Annotated in this window: 12 protein-coding genes and 1 pseudogene; 7 read left to right on the top strand and 6 right to left on the bottom strand. The window is 72.2% G+C overall.

What is annotated here, in order from left to right; translation table 11 throughout:
* Position 1: 1 nt before the first annotated feature.
* Both G443_RS21160 and G443_RS21155 read right to left on the bottom strand, forming a co-directional pair.
* Positions 2-781, bottom strand: coding sequence for a GntR family transcriptional regulator (locus G443_RS21160; RefSeq protein ID WP_245588993.1), 780 nt, complete (start codon positions 779-781; stop codon positions 2-4).
* Positions 782-884: 103 nt separating this feature from the next.
* Positions 885-1,973 (bottom strand): isocitrate/isopropylmalate dehydrogenase family protein, encoded by a 1,089-nt coding sequence (locus tag G443_RS21155; protein ID WP_026420788.1) that lies wholly within the window; start codon positions 1,971-1,973, stop codon positions 885-887.
* 163 nt (positions 1,974-2,136) lie between these two features.
* On the opposite strand from G443_RS21155, the gene G443_RS21150 reads away from it, so the two are divergent.
* A complete protein-coding gene (locus tag G443_RS21150) occupies positions 2,137-3,264 on the top strand; it encodes a PrpF domain-containing protein (RefSeq protein WP_081715771.1) in 1,128 nt (375 codons plus the stop codon).
* A gap of 590 nt (positions 3,265-3,854) precedes the next feature.
* Here the strand turns inward: G443_RS21150 and tcuA are convergent.
* Positions 3,855-5,402 carry an FAD-dependent tricarballylate dehydrogenase TcuA gene (tcuA, locus tag G443_RS21145; RefSeq protein WP_051314464.1) on the bottom strand — a complete coding sequence of 516 codons (1,548 nt, stop codon included), beginning with the start codon at positions 5,400-5,402 and terminating at the stop codon, positions 3,855-3,857.
* Positions 5,403-5,760: 358 nt separating this feature from the next.
* Between tcuA and G443_RS21140 the strand changes: the two genes are divergently transcribed.
* The 4 genes and pseudogenes from G443_RS21140 to G443_RS25910 form a co-directional block, all read left to right on the top strand.
* Positions 5,761-6,999: a Bcr/CflA family multidrug efflux MFS transporter gene (locus G443_RS21140; protein ID WP_253860263.1), complete on the top strand. Its 1,239-nt coding sequence runs from the start codon at positions 5,761-5,763 to the stop codon at positions 6,997-6,999.
* Positions 7,000-7,190: 191 nt separating this feature from the next.
* Entirely contained in the window at positions 7,191-8,486 is a 1,296-nt protein-coding gene (locus G443_RS21135) for a Bcr/CflA family multidrug efflux MFS transporter (RefSeq protein WP_253860262.1), read from the top strand.
* Between the two features lie 115 nt (positions 8,487-8,601).
* Entirely contained in the window at positions 8,602-9,588 is a 987-nt protein-coding gene (locus G443_RS21130) for a zinc-binding dehydrogenase (protein ID WP_026420791.1), read from the top strand.
* Positions 9,589-9,748: 160 nt separating this feature from the next.
* Positions 9,749-9,805 (top strand): annotated as a pseudogene (locus tag G443_RS25910) (hypothetical protein); the annotation flags it as partial.
* 53 nt (positions 9,806-9,858) lie between these two features.
* Here G443_RS25910 and G443_RS21125 read toward each other — a convergent pair.
* Entirely contained in the window at positions 9,859-10,119 is a 261-nt protein-coding gene (locus G443_RS21125) for a lasso peptide biosynthesis PqqD family chaperone (RefSeq protein WP_026420792.1), read from the bottom strand.
* A 349-nt stretch (positions 10,120-10,468) separates the two neighbouring features.
* Between G443_RS21125 and G443_RS21120 the strand changes: the two genes are divergently transcribed.
* A complete protein-coding gene (locus G443_RS21120; protein ID WP_030105688.1) occupies positions 10,469-11,086 on the top strand; it encodes a TIGR00730 family Rossman fold protein in 618 nt (205 codons plus the stop codon).
* A gap of 238 nt (positions 11,087-11,324) precedes the next feature.
* Entirely contained in the window at positions 11,325-12,584 is a 1,260-nt protein-coding gene (locus G443_RS21115) for a cytochrome P450 (protein WP_026420794.1), read from the top strand.
* 649 nt (positions 12,585-13,233) lie between these two features.
* On the opposite strand, the gene G443_RS21110 is transcribed toward G443_RS21115, so the two are convergent.
* Both G443_RS21110 and G443_RS21105 read right to left on the bottom strand, forming a co-directional pair.
* Complete coding sequence (locus G443_RS21110; protein WP_253860261.1) at positions 13,234-16,557, bottom strand: S8 family peptidase; 3,324 nt, start codon at positions 16,555-16,557, stop codon at positions 13,234-13,236.
* 911 nt (positions 16,558-17,468) lie between these two features.
* On the bottom strand, positions 17,469-20,771 hold the full coding sequence (locus tag G443_RS21105) for a S8 family peptidase (RefSeq protein ID WP_253860260.1): 3,303 nt from the start codon (positions 20,769-20,771) through the stop codon (positions 17,469-17,471).
* Between the last annotated feature and the right edge of the window lie 445 nt (positions 20,772-21,216).

The following is a 21,216-nucleotide window of genomic DNA, read 5'->3' as shown; positions in this document are numbered from 1 at the left end:
CTCAGGTGTTGAGCAGCACGGCCAGCCGGATCTCCCTGGCGCTGCGCATGTGCTGCTTGGCGGCGGCCTCGGCGGCGTCCGGGTCACCCTGCTGGATGGCCCGCACGATCGCGTCGTGCTCCTCGATGGCGGAGGCCGGACGGCCAGGACGGGCGAAGGTCGTCGGCGGGAGGCGGCGCACCGCCTGTTCGGCCTGGGCCAGGAAGCGGTCCAGGTAGTGGTTGCCCGCCGCCTCCCTGATGAGCCGGTGGAACTCGATGTTCTGCTTCGCGAGCCGCTCGACGTTGGGCCGCTTGGCGGCCTTGGCCATCTCCGCCTGGACCGCGTCCAGCCTGCCGATCAACTCCGGGGTGGGCCTCAGCGCGGCCAGCCGCGCGGCGAGCCCCTCGAGGTTCTCCCGGATGACGTAGAGCGCGAGGATGTCCTCCAGGGACATCGGCGCGACGACGGTGCCCTGGTGGGCCGTCTTCACCGTCAGGCCCTCGTCGGACAGCCTGCGCAACGCCTCCCTGACGGGTGTTCGGCTCACCTGGAGCGCGGCGGCGATCTCGTCCTCGCGCAGCCACGTGGACGGGGGCAACGCACCGTCGAGGATCGCCTCCCGCAGCGCGTCCGACACGGCGTCGGTCGTCCGTCCCCAGGTCGGCTTGCCGTCGAGGTAGCGCGGCAGGGCGGCCACCGGCGAGTCGTGGGCCGGTCCCGTCACGGCCGAGGCCGGCGAGCCGGGGCTACCGGAGCCACGCTTGGAGGGCGGACGGCTGCGGTTACTTTCTGAGGCCACAACAGAACGTTACTTCGCGGACGGGGTGAAGTCCCATGGTGGTGGCCAGAGCGAAACCTGGTTCTCCCGCCGGCGACCCCCCGGCCGGCCAGCGGTGGAGTGGTCACCCGGCCGCCAGGCGCTCGACCACGGCGGCGGTCACCGCGCGGGTCCCGCCCTCCGGTCGCCCGTCGGCGAGCCGCACCGCACCGTCGGCGAAGGCGCCGTGCACGGCGGCCCGCACCGCGTCCCCGGCGGCCGGCAGGCCCGCGTGGTCGAGCAGCAGCGCGCCGGCCAGGACCTGGGAGACCGGGTTGGCGAGGTCGCGGCCGGCCAGGCTGGGCGCGCTGCCGTGGATCGGCTCGAAGTAGGCGGCATCCGCCCCGACGTTGGCCGAGGGGCACATCCCGAGTCCCCCGACGGTGGCCGCCCCCAGGTCGCTGAGGATGTCGCCGAGGAAGTTCTCCATGACCAGCACGTCGAAGTGCCCCGGGCTCGCCACCAGGTCGTGGGCGGCGGCGTCGGCGTACCGGAAGTCGTGCTCGACGTCCGGGTAGTCGGCGGCGACCTCCTCGAAGATCTCCCGGAAGAACGCGAAGCTGCGCAGCACGTTGCTCTTGTCGACGCAGGTTACGCGGCTCACACCGTCGACTGGCGCACCTCGCCGGGTGCGGGCCAGGTCGAAGGCGTGGCGGACGACCCGTTCGACGCCGTGCCGGGTCATCATCAGCTGGTCGACGGCGGCGCGGTCGTTGCGCACCCCGACACCCCGGGACAGGTAGAGGCCCTCGGTGTTCTCCCGGACGATGACGTAGTCGATGTCCCCCGGCGCGTACCTGGTCGGCGTGGCGACGCCCGGCAGCAGGCGCATGGGCCGCACGTTGGCGTAGGTGTCCAGGCCGCCCCGCAGCAGGCCGCCCAACAGCCCGGCCTCCGTGCCGTCGGGGCGCCGCACGTCGGGCAGGCCCACGGGTCCCTTGAGCAACCCGTCGTACCCCCGCGCCCGGTCGAGGACCCCGGGGGCCAGCGCCTCCCCGGTGCGCCGGTAGGTGTCGGCGCCGCCGTCCTCGCGGACCAGCTCCAGCCGGTGGCCGACTCCGGCCACGGCGGCGTCGAGCACCTCGACGGCGGAGGCCACCAGTTCGGGTCCGATCCCGTCGCCCTCGATCACGCCGATCGTCAGCGTCCGCGCAACCTCGTCCCTACTTTGCATTCAATGAGTATGCAATACTCGCCCCACTGAGGGCCAGCGTCGCGACGACCGGGGTTGAGGTTGGCGCGAGAACCCCGCCCCAGCCGCCAGGGGACGACCCCTCCCGGCCGGCGGAGGCGCCTGGTCACGAATCGGACCAACCTGCGAGACGGCGGGAGGCAGCATGTCGATTGCGGTACCAGCGGTGCTGATGCGCGGGGGTACCAGCAAGTGCTGGACCTTCGACCTGCGGGAACTCGACGGCCTGACCGACGACCGGGACGGGCTGCTCCTCCGCGCGTACGGCAGTCCCGACCTGCGCCAGGTGGACGGGGTCGGCGGCGCCACCTCCACCACGAGCAAGGCGGCCCTGCTGGCCCCATCCCAGCGCGATGGAGTGCACGTCGAATACACGTTCGCGCAGATTGGTATCGCCGAGGCGAAGGTGGACTGGAGCAACAACTGCGGGAACTGCGCCACCGTCGTCGGCCTCTACGCCGTCCAGCAGGGGTGGGTCGCCCCGACCGGCGACCTCACCAGGGTCATGGTGCTCAACACCAACACCGGCAAGCTGATCGCCCAGGACGTGCCCACCCCCGGCGGGCACCCCACCAACGAGGGCGAGGTGCGCATCGACGGTGTGCCCTTCCCCGGCCCCGGTATCCGGATGGGCTTCGTCCGACCGCAGGGGGCCGTCACGGGTCGTCTGCTCCCGACCGGGCGCGCGGTCGACCACCTCGACACCGAGCGGGGCCCGGTCCGGGCGACGCTGGTCGACGCCGGCAACCCCTCGGCCCTGCTGTGGGGCCCCGACCTGGGTCTCGACGGCACCGAACTCCCCGCGCGAGTGGACGGGGACACCGACCTGCTCCGGGTGTTGGACCAGGCCAGGGCGCACGCCTCCGAACTCATGGGCATCGCCCCCGACCGGGCCCGTGCCGCCGAGGTGTCCAGGGCCATCCCCAAACTCGCCTGGCTGGCCCCGAGCACCGACCAGCGCACGCTGTCCGGGGAGGCGGTCCGCGCCGACGAGGCGGACGTCTCCGCGCGCATGTTGTCGATGGGGCGGACCCACCCGGCGCTGGCGGTGACGGTCAGCGTCGCTGTCGCCGCCGCGGCCGCGACGCCGGGGACCGTCGTCCCGGAGAGCGCGCGGCACCGCGACCCGCTGCGCCTGAGCACGCCCTCCGGCGTCCTCCCGCTGTGGACCAGCAGCGAGGACGGCGAGCTGGACACCGTGTTCGTGCTGCGGAACGCCCGCCGGCTCGCCACGGCGACCCTGGACGTCCCCACGTCGGCGGCCCTCGGCTGACCCTGGCCGGGTGGGCCCTCCCCGATCTCCGCCGGCCCCCGGGGCCTCCTCCGGGGGCCGGCACCCGGAACGGCAGCGCCGCCTCGCCACGAAGGGCAGTGGCGGCGGGGCGGCGCGTCCTCGGGACCGCCCGCGCGCCCCGGGCGGTCCCCACCCGACCTGTCGACGGGCCGACCCGCTGGCCACTCGACCAGCCACGGGCGAGCGCCCTCGGGGCACCCCACCACCCGGGGGACGCGCGGCCGCCCCTCGGAAGGCGCCGACGATCCGCGCCGATCGCGGGTCCGCGACGGCCTCCGCGCCCCGGCCCCCGAACCGGGGGACCCCCGCCACCCGCTGACCGCACCACCACCCGGCGGCGCGTCGACTGCCGGCGGGCAGCCCCACCAGCACCCCACACCCGCGGCAGCACCGGAGGCACGACGAGACCGGTCCACGGGAAGGACCCGGGGGCGGGTACCGGCGGGGGAAGCGGTTCACGAGAGGACCGCGCGGCCCCGCCGAGCTGGGTACCTCTCCCGACGGGGGAGCCTCCCGGGCTCCGTCCCGGCCGGGGGCGCTGCTCCCACCGACCGGAACCGTGCCGCCCCTCAGGCGCGGAGCTGGGCGCTCTCCCCGGCCGCCGCGTACCCGGCCAGCCGACCGAAGACCGCGCCCGCGGTCAGGCCGGAACCGCCCGGGTAGTTGCCGGAGAACAGCCCTCCGACGAGCTCCCCCGCGGCGTAGAGGCCACCGATGCCCTCGCCGGCCGCCGTCAGCACCTGGGCGGTCTCGTGGTGCACGCGCACGCCGCCGAAGGTGAAGGTGATTCCGCAGGCGACCGGGTAGCCGTAGAACGGCGCGGTGTCCAACGCCTGCGCCCAGTTCGACTTGGGCGGGTCCACCCGCGCGGCGCGACCGTCCTTGACGGCGGGGGTGAACTCCACGTCGACGATCGACTCGTTGAACTCCCGCACGGTGCCCATCAGGCCGTCGCGGTCGACGCCGAGCTTGTCGGCCAGTTCCTCCAGGCTGTCCGCCACCGCGCTCGTGATGGGCTCGCTGTCGTACTCCAGGGTCCGCAGGATCGGCCGGGTCTTGGCGTCGAAGAGCTGGTAGGCGACGCCCTCCGGCTGGGCGAGCACCTCGCGCCCGTACTTGGCGTAGGTGAAGTTGCGGTAGTCCGCGCCCTCGTCGATGAAGCGCCGCCCGTCCCGGTTGACCACGATGCCCACCGGGTAGCTCTGCCGGGTCAGCTGGTTGGTCAGCTCCCGGTTACCACCGTCGGGCGAGGCGCCGGCGTCCCACTGCACGCTGTGGCAGGAGCCCCAGTCGCCGTGCGGCGCGGCGCCGGCGGCCAACGCCATCTCCAGCACCTCGCCGGTGTTGAGCGGGTTGCCCCGGACCAACGCCCGCGACCACCCCGGCCCGAGGTGCCGTTCCCGCAGGTCCGGGTTCGCCTCGAAGCCACCCGCCGCCAACACCACGGCCCCGGCCGCGACCTCGTGGTGGGCACCGGATCCGTCCTGGTAGACCACGCCACGGACGGCTCCGTCGTCCCCCCGCACCAGCTCGCGGACCTCGGCCTCGTAGCGGATCTCCACGCCCGCGCTCTCGGCGGCGGCGGTGTGCTGGGCGATCAGGCCCTTGCCCCCGTCGACCGTGCCGACGGCGAGCCCGCCGAAGAAGACCCACCGGCCGTCCTCGACGTAGGTCTGGCGCTCGTACAGCAGCTGCCAGCGGAGGCCCTTCCCGGTCAGCCAGTCGACGGTGTCGGCGCTGTGGTCGACGAGGGTACGGGTCAGGACCGGGTCGTTGCGGCCCTCCGTCACCCGCGCTATGTCCGAGGCGAAGTCGTCGGCGGAGTAGGCGGGCAGCTCGGTCCTGGGCAGCCGCTCGACGCTGCCCTCGTCGAGGATCGGGGCCAGGGCCCGCCCGCCGCCGTGGGCGAAGCGGAAGGCTCCCGCCGTGTAGTAGGAGTTGCCGCCGGCCGCCTCCCGCACGCCCTTCTCCAGCAACAACACGCTGGCACCGCGCTCGCGGGCCGCGTGGGCGGCGGAGAACGCGGCGTTGCCGCCGCCCACGACGACGACGTCGACCCGCTCGGCCGCGTCTGGTGCCGGGATGGCGGTGGAACCACTGACTGGGGTGGACCGCATCGGCTGTCTCCTCACTCTCCGGTCTGACAAGCGTCTGATTCCATGCGACCTGGGTTCACCAGGGACCTGGAGTCGCACGCATTGTATGCAATAAGTATGCGATCACGGGAGAGGTGGGCGACGACCAGCCCGCGACCACGGCGAGGATGAGCTGGCTCACATCCGAGATGAAATCGCGGTGGTCGGACGTTCGCTGAAGGTTGTCTAATGAAACTGTCTGCCGGGTCAACCGGCGCCGCCTGGCGCCGCCGTTCACGGGCCCGGATCACAGGGAGGAATGGTGAATTCAGCACGCAATGGGCTCGCTGCGGACCAGCGTCAGCCCGCCGTGCCGTCCGAGGCGGACCACGCACCCAGCGTGGAACGCCAACCCCGACAAGACCAGGCATCGGAGCGGGCCGGCGAGCCCTTCCCGATCTCCCGGTGGCGACTGGCCGCGATCCTCGGAGCGCTGTCCGCGCTGGGCCCGCTGTCCATCGACACCTACCTGCCAGCGTTCCCCGCGATCGCCTCCGACTTCGACACCACCACCTCCCAGGTCCAGCTGAGCCTCACCGCCTGCCTGCTGGGTCTGGCACTCGGTCAGATCGTGGCCGGCCCCCTGAGCGACGCCCTCGGCCGACGGCGGCCACTCCTCGTCGGCCTGTTCGTCTACGTCCTCTCCTCCGCCGCCTGCGCGGTCGCCCTGACCGCCCCCATGCTCACCGGCGCCCGCTTCGTCCAGGGCCTGTCCGGAGCCGCCAGCCTGGTCATCGCCAGAGCCATCGTCCGCGACCGGTACTCCGGGGTCGCCGCCGCCAAGTTCTTCTCGATGCTGATGCTGGTCACCGGGGCGGCCCCCGTGCTCGCCCCCCTCATCGGCAGCCAGTTGCTGCTGATCACCTCCTGGCAGGGCGTCTTCGTCGTCCTCGCCGGCTACGGCGTCGTCCTGCTGCTGCTCGCCGGCCTGCGACTCCCCGAGACCCTGCCACCGGAGCGCCGCCGCAGCGGCGGCGTCCGGGACACCCTCCGGACCTACCGGAGTCTGTTGGCCGACCGCTTCTTCCTCGGCTGCGCGCTCTCGGGCGGTCTCGCCTTCACCGCCGTGTTCTGCTACATCTCGGCGTCGCCGTTCGTGCTCCAGGACATCTACGGGGTCTCCCCGCAGACCTTCGGCCTGCTGTTCGGCCTGAACTCCATCGGCATCGTGATCGTCGGTCAGGTCAACGGGCTGCTGGTCAGCCGGTTCGACCAGCGCAAACTGCTGATCACCGGGCTCTGCTCGGCCCTGTTCGGAGCGGTCGCGCTGCTGGTGGTCGTCACCACCGACGTGCTCGGCCTCGCCGGTGTCCTCCCGGCCCTGTTCCTGGTGGTCTCCAGCATCGGTCTGGTGATGCCCAACACCACCACGCTCGCGCTGGCCGACCACCCGGACGCGGCCGGTTCCGCCTCGGCACTGCTCGGGATGCTCCAGTTCGCGCTCGGTGGCCTGGCGGCCCCGCTGGTCGGACTCGGCGGCAGCGAGAGCGCGGTGCCGATGGCCCTGGTGATGGTGCTCACCGCGCTGGCGGCCCTCGGGGTGTTCCTCACCCTGACGCGGGGCCGGCAGCCGGCCTGACGAGACGCCTCCCACCGACCGCCCCCACCCGCCGGTTCCCACTGATGGGTCGGGGGCGGTCGGCTGTCCGGGCACCCGCGCGCACCGCCCGGGGCAGAGCGTGGCGGAATCCCGCCATATCACGATCTTGACCTCGAGCGAGCTTGAGCTCATACCGTGCGGGCATCCATCCAGACCCGGGAGCACACCCAATGCGCGCGATCACGCCGTCCTCCGTGCCGTCCGAGGGGGACCACGCACCCAGCGTGGAACGCCAAACCCGACCAGACCAGACCACGGAACGGACCGAGGAACCCTTCCCGATCTCCCGGTGGCGACTGGCCGCGATCCTCGGAGCGCTGTCCGCGCTGGGCCCACTGTCCATCGACACCTATCTACCGGCCTTCCCCGCGATCGCCTCCGACTTCGACACCACCACCTCCCAGGTCCAGCTGAGCCTCACCGCCTGCCTGCTGGGCCTGGCACTCGGTCAGATCGTGGCCGGCCCCCTGAGCGACGCCCTCGGCCGACGGCGACCACTGCTCACCGGCCTGTTCGTCTACGTCCTCTCCTCCGCCGCCTGCGCGGTCGCCCTGACCGCCCCCATGCTCACCGGCGCCCGCTTCGTCCAGGGCCTGTCCGGAGCCGCCAGCCTGGTCATCGCCAGAGCCATCGTCCGCGACCGGTACTCCGGAATCGCCGCCGCCAAGTTCTTCTCGATGCTGATGCTGGTCACCGGCGCGGCCCCCGTGCTCGCCCCCCTCATCGGCAGCCAGTTGCTGCTGATCACCTCCTGGCAGGGCGTCTTCGTCGTCCTCGCCGGCTACGGCGTCGTCCTCCTGCTCCTCGCCGGCCTGCGACTCCCCGAAACCCTGCCACCGGAACGCCGCCGCAGCGGCGGCGTCCGGGACACCCTCCGGACCTACCGGAGCCTGTTGGCCAACCGCTTCTTCCTCGGCTGCGCGCTCTCAAGCGGTCTCGCCTTCAGCGCCGTCTTCTGCTACATCTCGGCGTCGCCGTTCGTGCTCCAGGACATCTACGGGGTCTCCCCCCAGACCTTCGGCCTGCTGTTCGGCCTGAACTCCATCGGCATCGTGGTCGCCGGTCAGGTCAACGGGCTGCTGGTCAGCCGGTTCGACCAGCGCACGCTGCTGATCACCGGGCTCTGCTCCGCCCTGCTCGGAGCGATCGCGCTGCTGGTGGTCGTCACCACCGACGTGCTCGGCCTCGCCGGTGTCCTCCCGGCCCTGTTCCTGGTGGTCTCCAGCATCGGTCTGGTGATGCCCAACGGCACGACCCTGGCACTGGCCGACCACCCCGACGCGGCCGGTTCCGCCTCGGCACTGCTCGGGATGCTCCAGTTCACCCTCGGTGGCCTGGCGGCCCCGCTGGTCGGACTCGGCGGTAGCGGCAGCGCGGTGCCGATGGCCCTGGTGATGGTGCTCACCGCGCTGGCGGCCCTCGGGGTGTTCCTCACCCTGACACGCGGCCGGCGACCACTCGCCTGACCACTCGTCTGGCCGGGCGCCTCCCGGCCAGACGACGACCCCCGCCACGATCTTGAGCTCGAGCGAGCTTGAGCTCATACCGTGCGGGCATCCGTCCAGACCCGGGAGCACACCCATGCGCGCGATCACGCTGTCCTCCTTCGGCCCCGCCGACCACCTCGTGCTGGCGGAGGTCCCCGACCCCGTGCCGGCGGCGGGCCAGGTCCGGGTCCGGGTCGCCGCCAGCGGCGTCCACCTCGTCGACACCCAACTGCGTCGCGGTGAGCCGGCCGGCCCGGCGAAGGCGCCTGACCTCCCGGCCGTCCTCGGCCGGGAGGTCGCCGGGACCGTGGACGCGGTCGGGGACGGCGTCGACGGTGGCTGGCTGGGACGTCGCGTGGTGGCGCACCTCGGCTCCGTCGCCTCGGCAGGGGGTTACGCCGAGCTGGCGGTGGCCCCGGCGGCATCCCTGCACCCCGTGCCGGACGAACTCACCCCGGAGGCGGCGGTCGCCATGATCGGTACCGGACGCACCGCCCTGGCCGTGCTGGACACGGTCACCCCCGGCCCCGCCGACGTCGTGCTCGTCCTGGCCGCCGCGGGGGGCCTGGGCACCCTGTTCACGCAGGAGGCGCTGGCCGTGGGCGCCACCGTCGTCGGCCTCGCCGGTGGCCCGGAGAAGGTCGATCGGGTCCGCGCCCTCGGCGCCCAGGTCGCCGTCGACTACCGGAAGGAGGACTGGCCGGCCGCCGTCTCGGCCGCGCTCGGCCCGGACCGGGCTCCGACCGTGGTGCTGGACGGGGTGGGTGGCCAGCTGGGCCGGCGAGCCCTGGAACTGCTGGGGCCGGGCGGGCGGCTGGCGATGTACGGCTGGGCTTCCGGCGGCGGCCCCACCGAGATCACCACCGCCGACCTCGTCGGGCGCGGTCTCACCGCGAGCTGGGGACTCGGGGCGCTCCGCCGGCCCGGCGCGCTGCGGGAGCTGGAGGAACGGGCGTTGCGGGCGGCGGCGACGGGCCGCCTCCGGCCGGAACTGACCACCTACCCCCTGGCGGAGGCCGCCGCCAGCCACCGCGCGCTGGAGGAACGACGCACCGTGGGCAAGGTGGTCCTGCTGCCGTGACCGGTCGACATGCCCGGGTGGAGCAGGGCCCAGCCGGCGGCCGCCTCCCGCGTTCCGCCGGAGGACCGGCGGTGGTGCGCGCGGCGACGGCGTCGGAGGTCGTCCGGTCGGCTGGGACGTTGGGTCGCCGATGACCTGCCCGAGGCCGTCCTGAGCCCACTACACGCAGTTCCTGGTGTACGACTTCGACGGAGACGGTCGCGCCGAGGTCGTCCTGCGCGCCTTCGCCGTCGGCGGGGCGAACCGCCGGCCGGCGAGTGCCCTGGCCGATCAGGTGTGGGCCAGCTCCGCGCTCCGGAGCTGCTCGGCCAGTGCCCGCACCTCCGCCAGGGCCTGCCCGGGGTCGCGGTGCTGCTCACCGGCCAGTTCCTCGGCGATCTCGTCGTGGCTGAGCCCGGCGGTGAGGCCACGGACGACCAGGGCACCGGACCTGTTCAACACCCAGTAACGACCGGTGCGCCGGTCGAGGAGGACCATCCCGTCCTCGGTCTCGGTCGTCGCCACGTCCGCGCGCAGCCGCAGGGGGGTCATCGCTCCTCCTGTCCTCGAGGGAACGGTCGAACACCGGGGCGGGTGGCCCCGCCGGCCGCCGCCCGGCACCGGTCCACCGCGTCCACGGTCGGGTTCGACAGCGTCCCGAACCCGCACCAGCGTTTGGTGTCGCCCGTCCCGGAACAAGGGTGCCGAGGCGATCTCACTCCGGGAACCAACGGCCCCGGTGAGATGCGGGCGGAACGTCACACACCGTCGTCACCCCGGCGCTCGGACCGTCCGCGCCTGGGGCCCGGCAGCGGCCCCGGGACGCCGTCGTCCCCTGCCCGCCGCTCGGCGTCCACCGGGCCGTTCCTCCCCCGTGGACCGCCCCGAATAGGGTCGGCCCGTGCGCATCTGTGTGTTCTGTGGATCCTCCCGTGGTCGGGGCGAACGGTACGTCGAGGCGGCCAGGGCCCTCGGCGAGCTCCTCGCGGCCCGCGACATCGGGCTCGTCTACGGCGGGGCCTCGGTCGGCACGATGGGAGCGGTGGCCGACGCGGCCATCGCGGCCGGCGGTTCGGTGACCGGCGTCATCCCCACCCAGCTGGTGGACCGCGAGATCGCCCACCCCGGCCTCACGGACCTCCGGGTGGTCTCCGACATGCACGAACGCAAGGCCATGATGGCCGAGCTGTCCGACGGGTTCATCGCACTCCCCGGCGGCGCGGGCACCCTGGAGGAACTGTTCGAGGTGTGGACCTGGGCGCAGATCGGGTTGCACGCCAAGCCCCTCGGCCTCCTCGACGTCGGCGGCTTCTACCAGCCGCTCCGCCGCTTCGTGGACCACATGGTCTCGGAGGAGTTCCTCGCCCCGGTGTTCCGGGACATGCTGCTCGTCGGGTCCGAGCCGGCCGAGCTGCTCGACCGCTTCGTCCGGTACGAGGCCCCGGAGAACAAGTGGGCGAACGCCAGGGCCCGCCAACTCCTCGGCGTCGACGAGCGGGGCGGCCCCCCGATCGACTGAGACGACGTGCCGGAACGGCGCGCCGAACGGGTACCCACCGCGCCGGGCCCGATCGCCACCTGGCGTGACCCACCCGGCTCGGAGCCCGGCCCGCCCGGACCCGGCGGGCATATCGGACCCGTACCGCCCGGGCGAGCCGAACCGCGCGACCCCCTGTTCGCGGTGTCGCCGCGGTACTACCCTCGGTGCTCGAGGAGCCGGGAACGACGGTGTCCGGAAGGCCACCGGGAGGTGGGACGTGACGGGAACCGCCCGCGACGAACCCGAACTGCGCCTGCCCTTCCCCGACGCCTTCGCCGTCGACCCGTCCCCGACCTGGGCCGAGCTCCGGCGGGACGCGCCGGTGCGCCGGGTCCGCACCGTCGCCGGCGACGAGGTCTGGCTGGTCACCCGCTACGACGACGTCCGCGTCGTCCTCGCCGACGCCCGGTTCTCCCGGGCCCTCGTCGTGCGACCGGGTGCCCCCCGCACCGCCGTCGCCGCCCCGAGGGCCGGCTCGATCACGGCGGCCGACCCGCCCGAGCACACCCGGCTGCGCCGCCTGGTCGCTGGTTCCTTCACCCAGCGCAGGATGCGGGAGTTCCAGCCGTGGATCGGCGCGCTGACCCACCGCCTCGCCGACGACGTGGCCGCCGTCGAGGGCCCCGTCGACCTGCGGCGGCTGTTCGCGCTGCCCCTGCCCATCACGGTGATCTGCCACCTGCTGGGCGTGCCCGCCGAGGACCAGCCGCTTTTCGCGCGCTGGTCCGAGGTCGTCTACAGCATGGACATGGCGGAGAAGGACGAGGTCGAACGCTCCTACGACGCGCTCGACGCCTACGTGACGGCGCTGGTGGCCGAGCGGCGCTCCGCGCTGCTCGCGGGCCGGGCCCCCTCCGGCGCGCTCCTCGACGAGCTCGTGCTGGCCCGCGACCAGCAGGACCGGCTCAGCGAGGCCGAGTTGGTCTCCCTGGTACTCACCCTGCTGGTGGCCGGGCACGAGACCACGGCGAACCAGATCGGGAGCTTCCTGATCACCCTGCTCCGCGATCCCACCCGGTGGGAACGGCTGGTGGCCGAGCCCGACCTGATCCCCGACGCCGTGGAGGAGCTGCTGCGGTTCAACCGCCTCGGCGAGACGGGGCAGTACCGGGTGGCGGCGGAGGACGTGGTAGTGGCCGGCGTGCGCATCCGGGCCGGTGACGGGGTCATCGCCGCGATCGGTTCGGCGAACCGGGACGAGGCGGTGTTCGACTCGCCGGACTCGCTCGACTTCGGGCGGGGCGGCGGGAACCCGCACCTGGCCTTCGGGCACGGCATCCACCACTGCCTGGGCGCCGCGCTGGCCAGGGTGGAACTCCGGGAGGCGCTGCGGACCCTGACGACGAGGTTCCCCCGCCTGCGGCTCGCGGTCCCGGTGGGGGAACTCCGCTGGCGGCGTGTCCTCATCAGCGGCGTCGCGGAGCTTCCCGTGCGCACCGGACCGCCCACACCCCCTCCCGCGATCACAGCCCGTTGACCAGGGAGAACGCTGCGCTGAACCTGACCGCCGGTCACCGCCAGGATGCCCGTTTCCTAGCCCGAAAGCAGCATCCGATGTTGCTGCTTTCGCTCGTAGAGTTCCCACTACTCCCCACGTACGGTGAAGCCACCTCCCTAGCGAGGGCCCACAGTGATTCACCTCCTGTCGGGGTCTGAGCCGGCATCCGCAGTGGCCGGTCGGCTCGCCGGGACGGGACAGGAACCGCGCCGCAACACTCCTGTCCCGTCCGTGCCGTACTCCCCTATCGGTGGCTCCGCTCCGAGCCTCTCCCGTCCTCCCGCGCCCGTCGGCCATCCCGGGCCGGGCCCGTCCGGGGTTGGTCGAGCGCCGGACGGGACCGCCGAACTCGGCCCGTCCTGAGCGGGAAGCGGGGACAGCCGGCCGTTCCCCCGGACACGCCCGCCCGCCAGGCGCGGGCGGGCCGTGCCCCACCCCGGTCACCCTGTCGAGGGCGCGCACGGCCGCACGGCGGCGAGGCAGGGCCTCCTGGCGTACACGCGCGTACGGCCGGCTCCGCCTGGGGCGGAACCGGCCGTACGGCGACGAGCCCGAGATCACGAGGGGCGTGGCACACCCACCCGGCCCCGGCGGGGCCCGGACCAGACCGGACCCCGACCGGCGCTCACTACTCGGAGATGACCTGGTAGGAACGGATCACCGTCTGCTCCACGCTGTTGCCCTCCGAGTCGGTGGCCGAGGCCCGCAGCGACACGAAACCCTCCTCCGGGTGCTCGACGGTCACCGTGCCGTCCACGACCTCCACGACCTCCCAGGTCTCCCCGTCGTCCGTGGACACCTCCACCGACAACTCGGCGACCTCACCCACGGCCCGCTCCACGTCCACGCTCAGGACGTGCTCACCACCACCGGGCAGCCGACCCAGCAGGTCGGCATCGCCGGCGGCCCCGGAGAACCGCACACCGAGCATCGGCTGCTCCTCGGCCTCGGTCTCACCGGCGGTGTCCGAGTGGAAGGTCCACCGGGCCTCCGCCGAGGAACCGAGGGACGACCAGGGCACGTCCCGCGTCGCGTTCGCCTCCACCGTGAACTCGGCCGGTCCGCTGGGCAGCGGCGCGATCAGGTAGGCGACGTCCTCACTGGAGGCGATGACCTCACCCTCGTGGGAAAGGGTCACCTCCCCGGTCACGCCCCCGTCCGAGCCGCCGTAGACGTCGTAGAAGTCGGCGTCGGAGGTCGTGAAGAGGCTCGATCCGATCATGACCTCGTCGCCGAATCGCTGGGCGAGTCCCCGCACGGTGAGCGGAGCCAGGTTCCAGGAGCTCTCGGAGGAACCCGTCTCGTAGGTGCTGGTCCGGTCCCAGTACTCGTAGATCCCCGCGTCGGGGTCGCTGTGGTCGAAGCTCTCCATGTAGGAGAGGTTGTCCTCGACGCTGTAGTACAGGGTCTCCGTCGAGGGCACCTCCACCGTCCTGGGCACGCGGATGTACATGTGGGCGTAGTCGAAGCGCGCGATGACCGCCCGGTTGCCGGTGGCTTCGACGCCCTGGCCGTGGTAGGTCGCGGTGACCTCGGCCAACTCCTCGTCCGACGGGGCGAACAGGATCTCCTCCGGGATCTCGTCCACCAACTCGAAGGCGAGGTGGTAGGCATAGTCCTCGTCACCCGAGGTGGACTCCAGGATGGGCAGGTACGTCAGGGCGAAGGAGCCCTCGCCCGGTACCGCGTACAGGGGAGTGGAGCCGCCCCCGGCCATCCCGGCGACTCCCACCCCGAACAGCCGGTGCTCGCCGACCACGGAGCTGTCCCAGGCGGTGAGCTCAGCCGGCCGCTCGGTGTCGGCGCGCACCCGAACGCCGGGCGCCGCATCGAGCGTGGCCTCGGCATCACCCGAGGTGACGTCGATCCCCGACCCGATCACGTAGGTGTGGTCCTCGGAGATCTCCTCGTCGCCCTCACCACCCGGGTAGGTGGTGGTGATGATCCCGAGCAGGTTGTAGGTTCCCTTCGTGAGCCGGCCGACGTAGTCGCCGTTCTCATCGGGCAGGATCTGGGTGTCCTCACCCGTCTCGGCGTTCTCGGCGACCAGCAGCGCCCACTCCGGGGTCTCCCCCTCGCGGTCCAGGATCGTGAGGTCGAGGTCGTAGCTCTCCTCCTCGACGAACACCCCCGCCGGCGTGGACACCGACACCTCGCCGTCGGTGGCGAGCAGCTGACCGCTGAGGTACCCGGTCACCTCGTTGACGGTGGGGTCGACGGTGATCTCCACCTCGGCGGTACCGCCGGCCGGGACCGTCACCTCGCTGGCCGACAGCTCGACCAGCCCGTCCGGGGCAGCCTCGCCCTCCGAGCCGACCACGTCGAAGGCCAGGTCCAGGGTCACGTCCTCGTCACCGGAGTTGCGGTAGGTGACGGTCTCCACCACCGGCTCCAGATCGGCCTGGGGCCACAGGAAGTTGCCCAACGACACCGCTGCGGGCTCGCTGACCACGGTTTGGTCGATGGCCCGCGCCACGTCCAGCCGACCGGCGCCCTGACCAGCGATCCCGATGCCCTCCAACGGCTGGGCGGAGGCCATCAACGCGGCCCGGAAGTCGGGGGCCGTCCAGTCGGGGTTCGCCTGCGCCAGCAGGGCCACCGCGCCCGCCACGTGCGGCGAGGCCATCGACGTGCCGTCGGCCGAGGTGTGGTGCTCATCCACCGGGGACCCCATCGAGGTGCCCGCCGCCCGCGCGGAGACGATCGCCGTTCCCGGGGCCGCGATCTCCGGCTTCACCGCGCGGTCGCCCACCCGGGGTCCCCGGCTGGAGAAGTCGCTGAGCTCGTCGGACTTCGTGACGCTGCCCACGGCCAGCGCCGCGTCCGCCGCAGCTGGACTGCTGACGCTCTCGTCCGCGCCGAAGTTCCCGGCTGCGATGACGAACAGCGTGCCGGTGCCCTCGGTGAGGGCGTTCACCGCCAGCGACATCGGGTCGGTCCCGTCGGAGTGCCACCCGCCCAGGCTCAAGTTGACCGCGACCGCGTCACTCGCTGCGGCCCACTCCATGCCCGCGATGATCGCGTCCTCCGGGCAATCGAAGGGGCCGCACACCTTGCCCACCAGCAGGTCAGCATCCGGCGCCACCCCCCGATGCGCCCCGCCCGAGGCGGTCCCCCGGCCCGCCACCGTACCCGCCACATGCGTGCCGTGACCGTCCTCGTCCAACGCCGAACCCTCGGGGTCGACGAAATCCACCGCCTCCGTCACGGCATCCGCGAAGTCGGGGTGCTCCGGGTCGTAGCCACTGTCGAGCACCGCGATGGTCACACCCTCACCGGTGTACCCCGACTCCCACACCTCCGGCGCGCCCACCTGGGCGTTGCTCTCCTCGTCCAAGAGCTGGGCACGGCCGTTGAGCCACACCCGCTCCACCCCACCGGAGAAGACACGCACCTCCGCGTCGTCCTGGGTGATCTCGGACCACACACCGTCCCCGGAGTCCTCGTCCGGGTGCACCGCCACCGCGTTCAGGCTCTCTAACACCCGACCGGTGCTCGCCTCCTCGGAGAGCACCGACACCCGCGCCCCCGGATCGCTGCCCTCGGCGTAGGAGACGATCAACGGCAGCGGACCGCCGTCGGCGAAACCCTGCTCCAACAGCCCACGCACATCGAACAACCGCTCGTCCAACAGACCCGAACGCACCAGGCCCAGCGCGTCGGACGGGATCACGGTGAGGCGATCCCCGTCGGCGTAGCGGACGAAGGTCACGTGCTCGCGCCCCTCCGCCGGTTCCACCCGCACGCCGAGCGCGTCCCCGGCCTCGCGGTGGACGTGCAACCGGTCACCGGTCACCAGCGTCAACACCTCCGCCCGTCCGGAGGCGCTCGACGAGAGCGGTTGATCCCCGCCGTTCGGACGTTCGGCGGCGGTGGCGGAGGGCACGGCCAGGGACAGGCTCAGGCCCATCAACACCGCACCCCCCGCCGCTGTCAGTCGTCGTGGTCGCATGAACTCCCGCTTCCTTGGCGTCGCCCTCGTGAGACCCCGCGTGGCATCGCGCGGAACCTCACTCGGGATTTGCTGACGGCGAGTACGTTCACATATCGGCCAGTTCACGAACAGATCTCGGCGCCATTCCCGAACAGCTGGAACGGGAACAGTGGCCATATTGCCGAGAGTGCTCCGCCGAACGGCGTCGACCGAAAGTACGAGGCGAACCGGCCGGCTGGTCCCGCTCCCACGATGAGGCGGTCCGGGCCTCGTGCGCTGGCACACCACCCCTCCACCAGGGCGCGGCGGCGGTCCCCGTCGCGTCGCGGTCCCGAGCCCGCAGCCGTGGTCGAGGTCGGTCCAGCGGGCTGACCGGCGACGACGAAGGATTACCGGAATCAGCGGAAACGCATTCGGCGCGGTGGTGGAACTCTCGCGGAACATGACCGCGTTCGTATCACCGAATTCGCCGTGCGTTCTCTCCTCGTGCGACGCTCGCCCCCGAAGGGAACCAGGGACGACGGTGGCGGTGGAATCGCCAGCTCACCGCCAAGCCGATGGCGCCGGGACGGGCACCCACGATCCTCGCCAACCACGTCACGACGACGCCGCGCCACGAGACCGGCCACCCGGACGGTCAACTGCGCCTGGGGACCGGGCTCGCCCTCGTGGCCGAGTGGCACCGGGTGGGCGGCCGAGCGGGGGACGGCTGGTGCGACGTCCCGCCCCCGCGAGGTCGGGCCAGCGGCGCGGTGGTGGCGGGATCAGGCAGCAGCCGGGGACGGCGTGGCACATGGGGACGGAACGACCCCGTCGTCCCCAACGCGGGCGATGCCGAGCGGGCGATGCCGAGCCCGGGTCACGAGGGGCGTGGCACACCCACCCGGCCCCGGCGGGCCCGGACCAGACCGGACCCCGACCGGCGCTCACTACTCGGAGATGACCTGGTAGGAACGGATCACCGTCTGCTCCACGCTGTTGCCCTCCGAGTCGGTGGCCGAGGCCCGCAGCGACACGAAACCCTCCTCCGGGTGCTCGACGGTCACCGTGCCGTCCACGACCTCCACGACCTCCCAGGTCTCCCCGTCGTCCGTGGACACCTCCACCGACAACTCGGCGACCTCACCCACAGCCCGCTCCACGTCCACGCTCAGGACGTGCTCACCACCACCGGGCAGCCGACCCAGCAGGTCGGCATCGCCGGCGGCCCCGGAGAACCGCACACCGAGCATCGGCTGCTCCTCGGCCTCGGTCTCACCGGCGGTGTCCGAGTGGAAGGTCCACCGGGCCTCCGCCGAGGAACCGAGGGACGACCAGGGCACGTCCCGCGTCGCGTTCGCCTCCACCGTGAACTCGGCCGGTCCGCTGGGCAGCAGCATGAGCAGGACGGCATCCTCTGTGGAGGCGATGACCTCACCCTCATGGGAGAGGGTCAGCTGCCCGTTGACCCCGTTGCCCGTTCCGCTGTAAGCCTCGTAACGGTCGGCATCGGAAGTCGTGAAGAGCTGGGGTGCGATCATCGCCAGGTCGTAGATGCGCTCGGCGAATCCGTTCACCGTCACCGGGGCCAGGTTCCAGGAGCTCTCTGAGGAACCCGTCTCGTACGTGCTCACCCGCTCCCACTGCTCGTGGATCTCAGCATCCGGATCGCTGAGCGTGAGGAGCTCCTCGTAGGTGAAGCCCTGTCCCACCGAGTAGTAGAGGGTCTCGTCCGAGGGCAGCCCGACCTCCCTCACCTGGTACGCCCACATGGCGTCGTAGTCGAACCGCGGTGCCACGGTGCGTTCCCCCCGAGCCTCGATGCCCTGGCCGTGGTAGGTCGTGGTGACCTTGGCCAACTCCTCGTCCGAGGGGGCGAAGAGGACCTCCTCCGGGATCTCGTCCACCAGTTCGAAGGCGAGGTGGTACGTGTAGTCCTCCTCCGATGCGGACTCCAGGACCGGCTTGTACGCCAGGGCGAAACTTCCCTCGCCCGGGACCACGTACAGCGGGCTCGCGGCATCCGCGCTGGCACCCACGTTGGCATGACGATGCCCGCTGTTCAGCGAGCTGTCCCACGCGGTCAGCTCCGCCGGCCGCTCGGTTTCGACGCGGACCGGAACGGCCGGGGACGCGTCGAGCGTTACCTCGGCATTACCCGAGGTGAGGTCAACCCCGGCCTGGGACACGTAGGTCCATTCGCTGAACATCTCCGCGTTGTCCTCCCCGGCCGGGGAAGTGTCGACGAGGGCGAACAGGTCGTAGGTGCCCTTCGCGAGGCGGGTGCCGTAGTTGTCGTTCTCGTCCGTGACGAGGAAGGTGACGTCCCCCGTCTCGGTGTTCTCGGCGAACACCATCGCCCACGGCGCCGTCTCCCCCTCGCGGTCCAGGATCGTGAGGTCGAGGTCGTAGCTCTCCTCCTCGACGAACACCCCCGCCGGCGTGGACACCGACACCTCGCCGTCCGTGGCGAGCAGCTGACCACCCAGGTACCCGGCCACCTCGTTGACGGTGGGGTCGACGACGATCTCCACCTCGGCGGTGCCACCCGCCGGGACCGTCACCTCGCTCGCCGACAGCTCGACCAGCCCGTCCGGGGCCGCCTCGCCCTCCGAGCCGACCACGTCGAAGGCCAGGTCCAGGGTCACGTCCTCGTCACCGGAGTTGCGGTAGGTGACGGTCTCCACCACCGGCTCCAGCCCATCCCTCGGCCAGGAGAAGTTGCCCAAGGACACGGCGGTGGGTTCGGTCACCACGGTCTGGTTGACGGCCCGTGCCACGTCCAGCCGACCGGCACCCTGCCCGGCGACCCCGATGCCCTCCAACGGCTGGGCGGAGGCCATCAGCGCGGCCCGGAAGTCGGGGGCCGTCCAGTCGGGGTTCGCCTGCGCCAACAGGGCCACCGCGCCCGCCACGTGCGGCGAGGCCATCGACGTGCCATCAGCCGAGGTGTGGTGCTCGTCCACCGGGGAGCCCATCGAGGTGCCCGCCGCGCGCGCGGAGATGATGGCCGAGCCCGGGGCCGCGATCTCCGGCTTCACCGCGCGGTCCCCTGCCCGAGGGCCCTGGCTGGAGAAGTAGCTGAGCTCGTCGGACTTCGTGACGCTGCCCACCGCCAAGGCCTCGTCCGCCGTCGCCGGTGTGTTGACGCGCTCGCCCGGACCGTCGTTGCCGGCTGCGATGACGAACAGCGTGCCGGTGCCCTCGGTGAGGGCGTTCACCGCCAGCGACATCGGGTCGGTCCCGTCGGAGTGCCACCCGCCCAGGCTCAAGTTGACCGCGACCGCGTCACTCGCTGCGGCCCACTCCATGCCCGCGATGATCGCGTCCTCCGGGCAATCGAAGGGGCCGCACACCTTGCCCACCAGCAGGTCAGCATCCGGCGCCACCCCCCGATGCGCCCCGCCCGAGGCGGTCCCCCGGCCCGCCACCGTACCCGCCACATGCGTGCCGTGACCGTCCTCGTCCAACGCCGAACCCTCGGGGTCGACGAAATCCACCGCCTCCGTCACGGCATCCGCGAAGTCGGGGTGCTCCGGGTCGTAGCCACTGTCGAGCACCGCGATGGTCACACCCTCACCGGTGTACCCCGACTCCCACACCTCCGGCGCGCCCACCTGGGCGTTGCTCTCCTCATCCAAGAGCTGGGCACGGCCGTTGAGCCACACCCGCTCCACCCCACCGGAGAAGACACGCGCCTCCGCGTCCTCCTGGGTGATCTCGGACCACACACCGTCCCCGGAATCCTCGTCCGGGTGCACCGCCACCGCGTTCAGGCTCTCCAACACCCGACCGGTGCTCGCCTCCTCGGAGAGCACCGACACCCGCGCCCCCGGATCGCTGCCCTCGGCGTAGGAGACGATCAACGGCAGCGGACCGCCGTCGGCGAAACCCTGCTCCAACAGCCCACGCACATCGAACAACCGCTCGTCCAACAGACCCGAACGCACCAGGCCCAGCGCGTCGGACGGGATCACCACCAGACGATCCCCGTCGGCGTAGCGGACGAAGGTCACGTGCTCACGCCCCTCCGCCGGTTCCACCCGCACGCCGAACGCGTCCCCGGCCTCGCGGTGGACGTGCAACCGGTCACCGGTCACCAGCGTCAACACCTCCGCCCGTCCGGAGGCGCTCGACGAGAGCGGAGCATCCCTGTTCGATTGTTCGGCGGCGGCGGCGGAGGGCACGGCCAGGGCCAGGCTCAGGCCCATCAACACCGCACCCCCCGCCGCTGTCAGTCGTCGTGGTCGCATGAACTCCCGCTTCCTTGGCGTCGCCCTCGTGAGACCCCGCGTGGCATCGCGCGGAACCTCACCCGGGATTTGCTGACGGCGAGTACGTTCACATACTGACCGGTCCAGGAAGACGATCTTGGCGTCATTCCGAACGGCTGCGGCGGAACAGTGACCACATTGCCGAGGTCCGACCGAACGGCGTCCACCAAAACACGTGGCGACCGGCCGACCGCCCGACCACGCAACGAGCTGGCCGAACCTCGGGGAGCCCTGCGCCACCACCTCCACCAGGGCGCGGCGGCGGTCCCCCGTCGCGTCGAGATCCGATGGAGGGATCGCGGGCGAGGTCCGTGCAGCAGGCACCACCACCGACGACGAAGGAACACCCGGAATCAGGGAAAGGAATTCTGCGCGATGGTGGAACTGACGTGGAACACGACCGCGTTCGTATCACCGCATTCGC

The organism is Actinoalloteichus caeruleus DSM 43889, from assembly GCF_000429185.2.
Taxonomy (GTDB): Bacteria; Actinomycetota; Actinomycetes; order Mycobacteriales; family Pseudonocardiaceae; genus Actinoalloteichus_B; species Actinoalloteichus_B caeruleus.
This window is presented reverse-complemented; position numbering and strand designations above follow the sequence as displayed.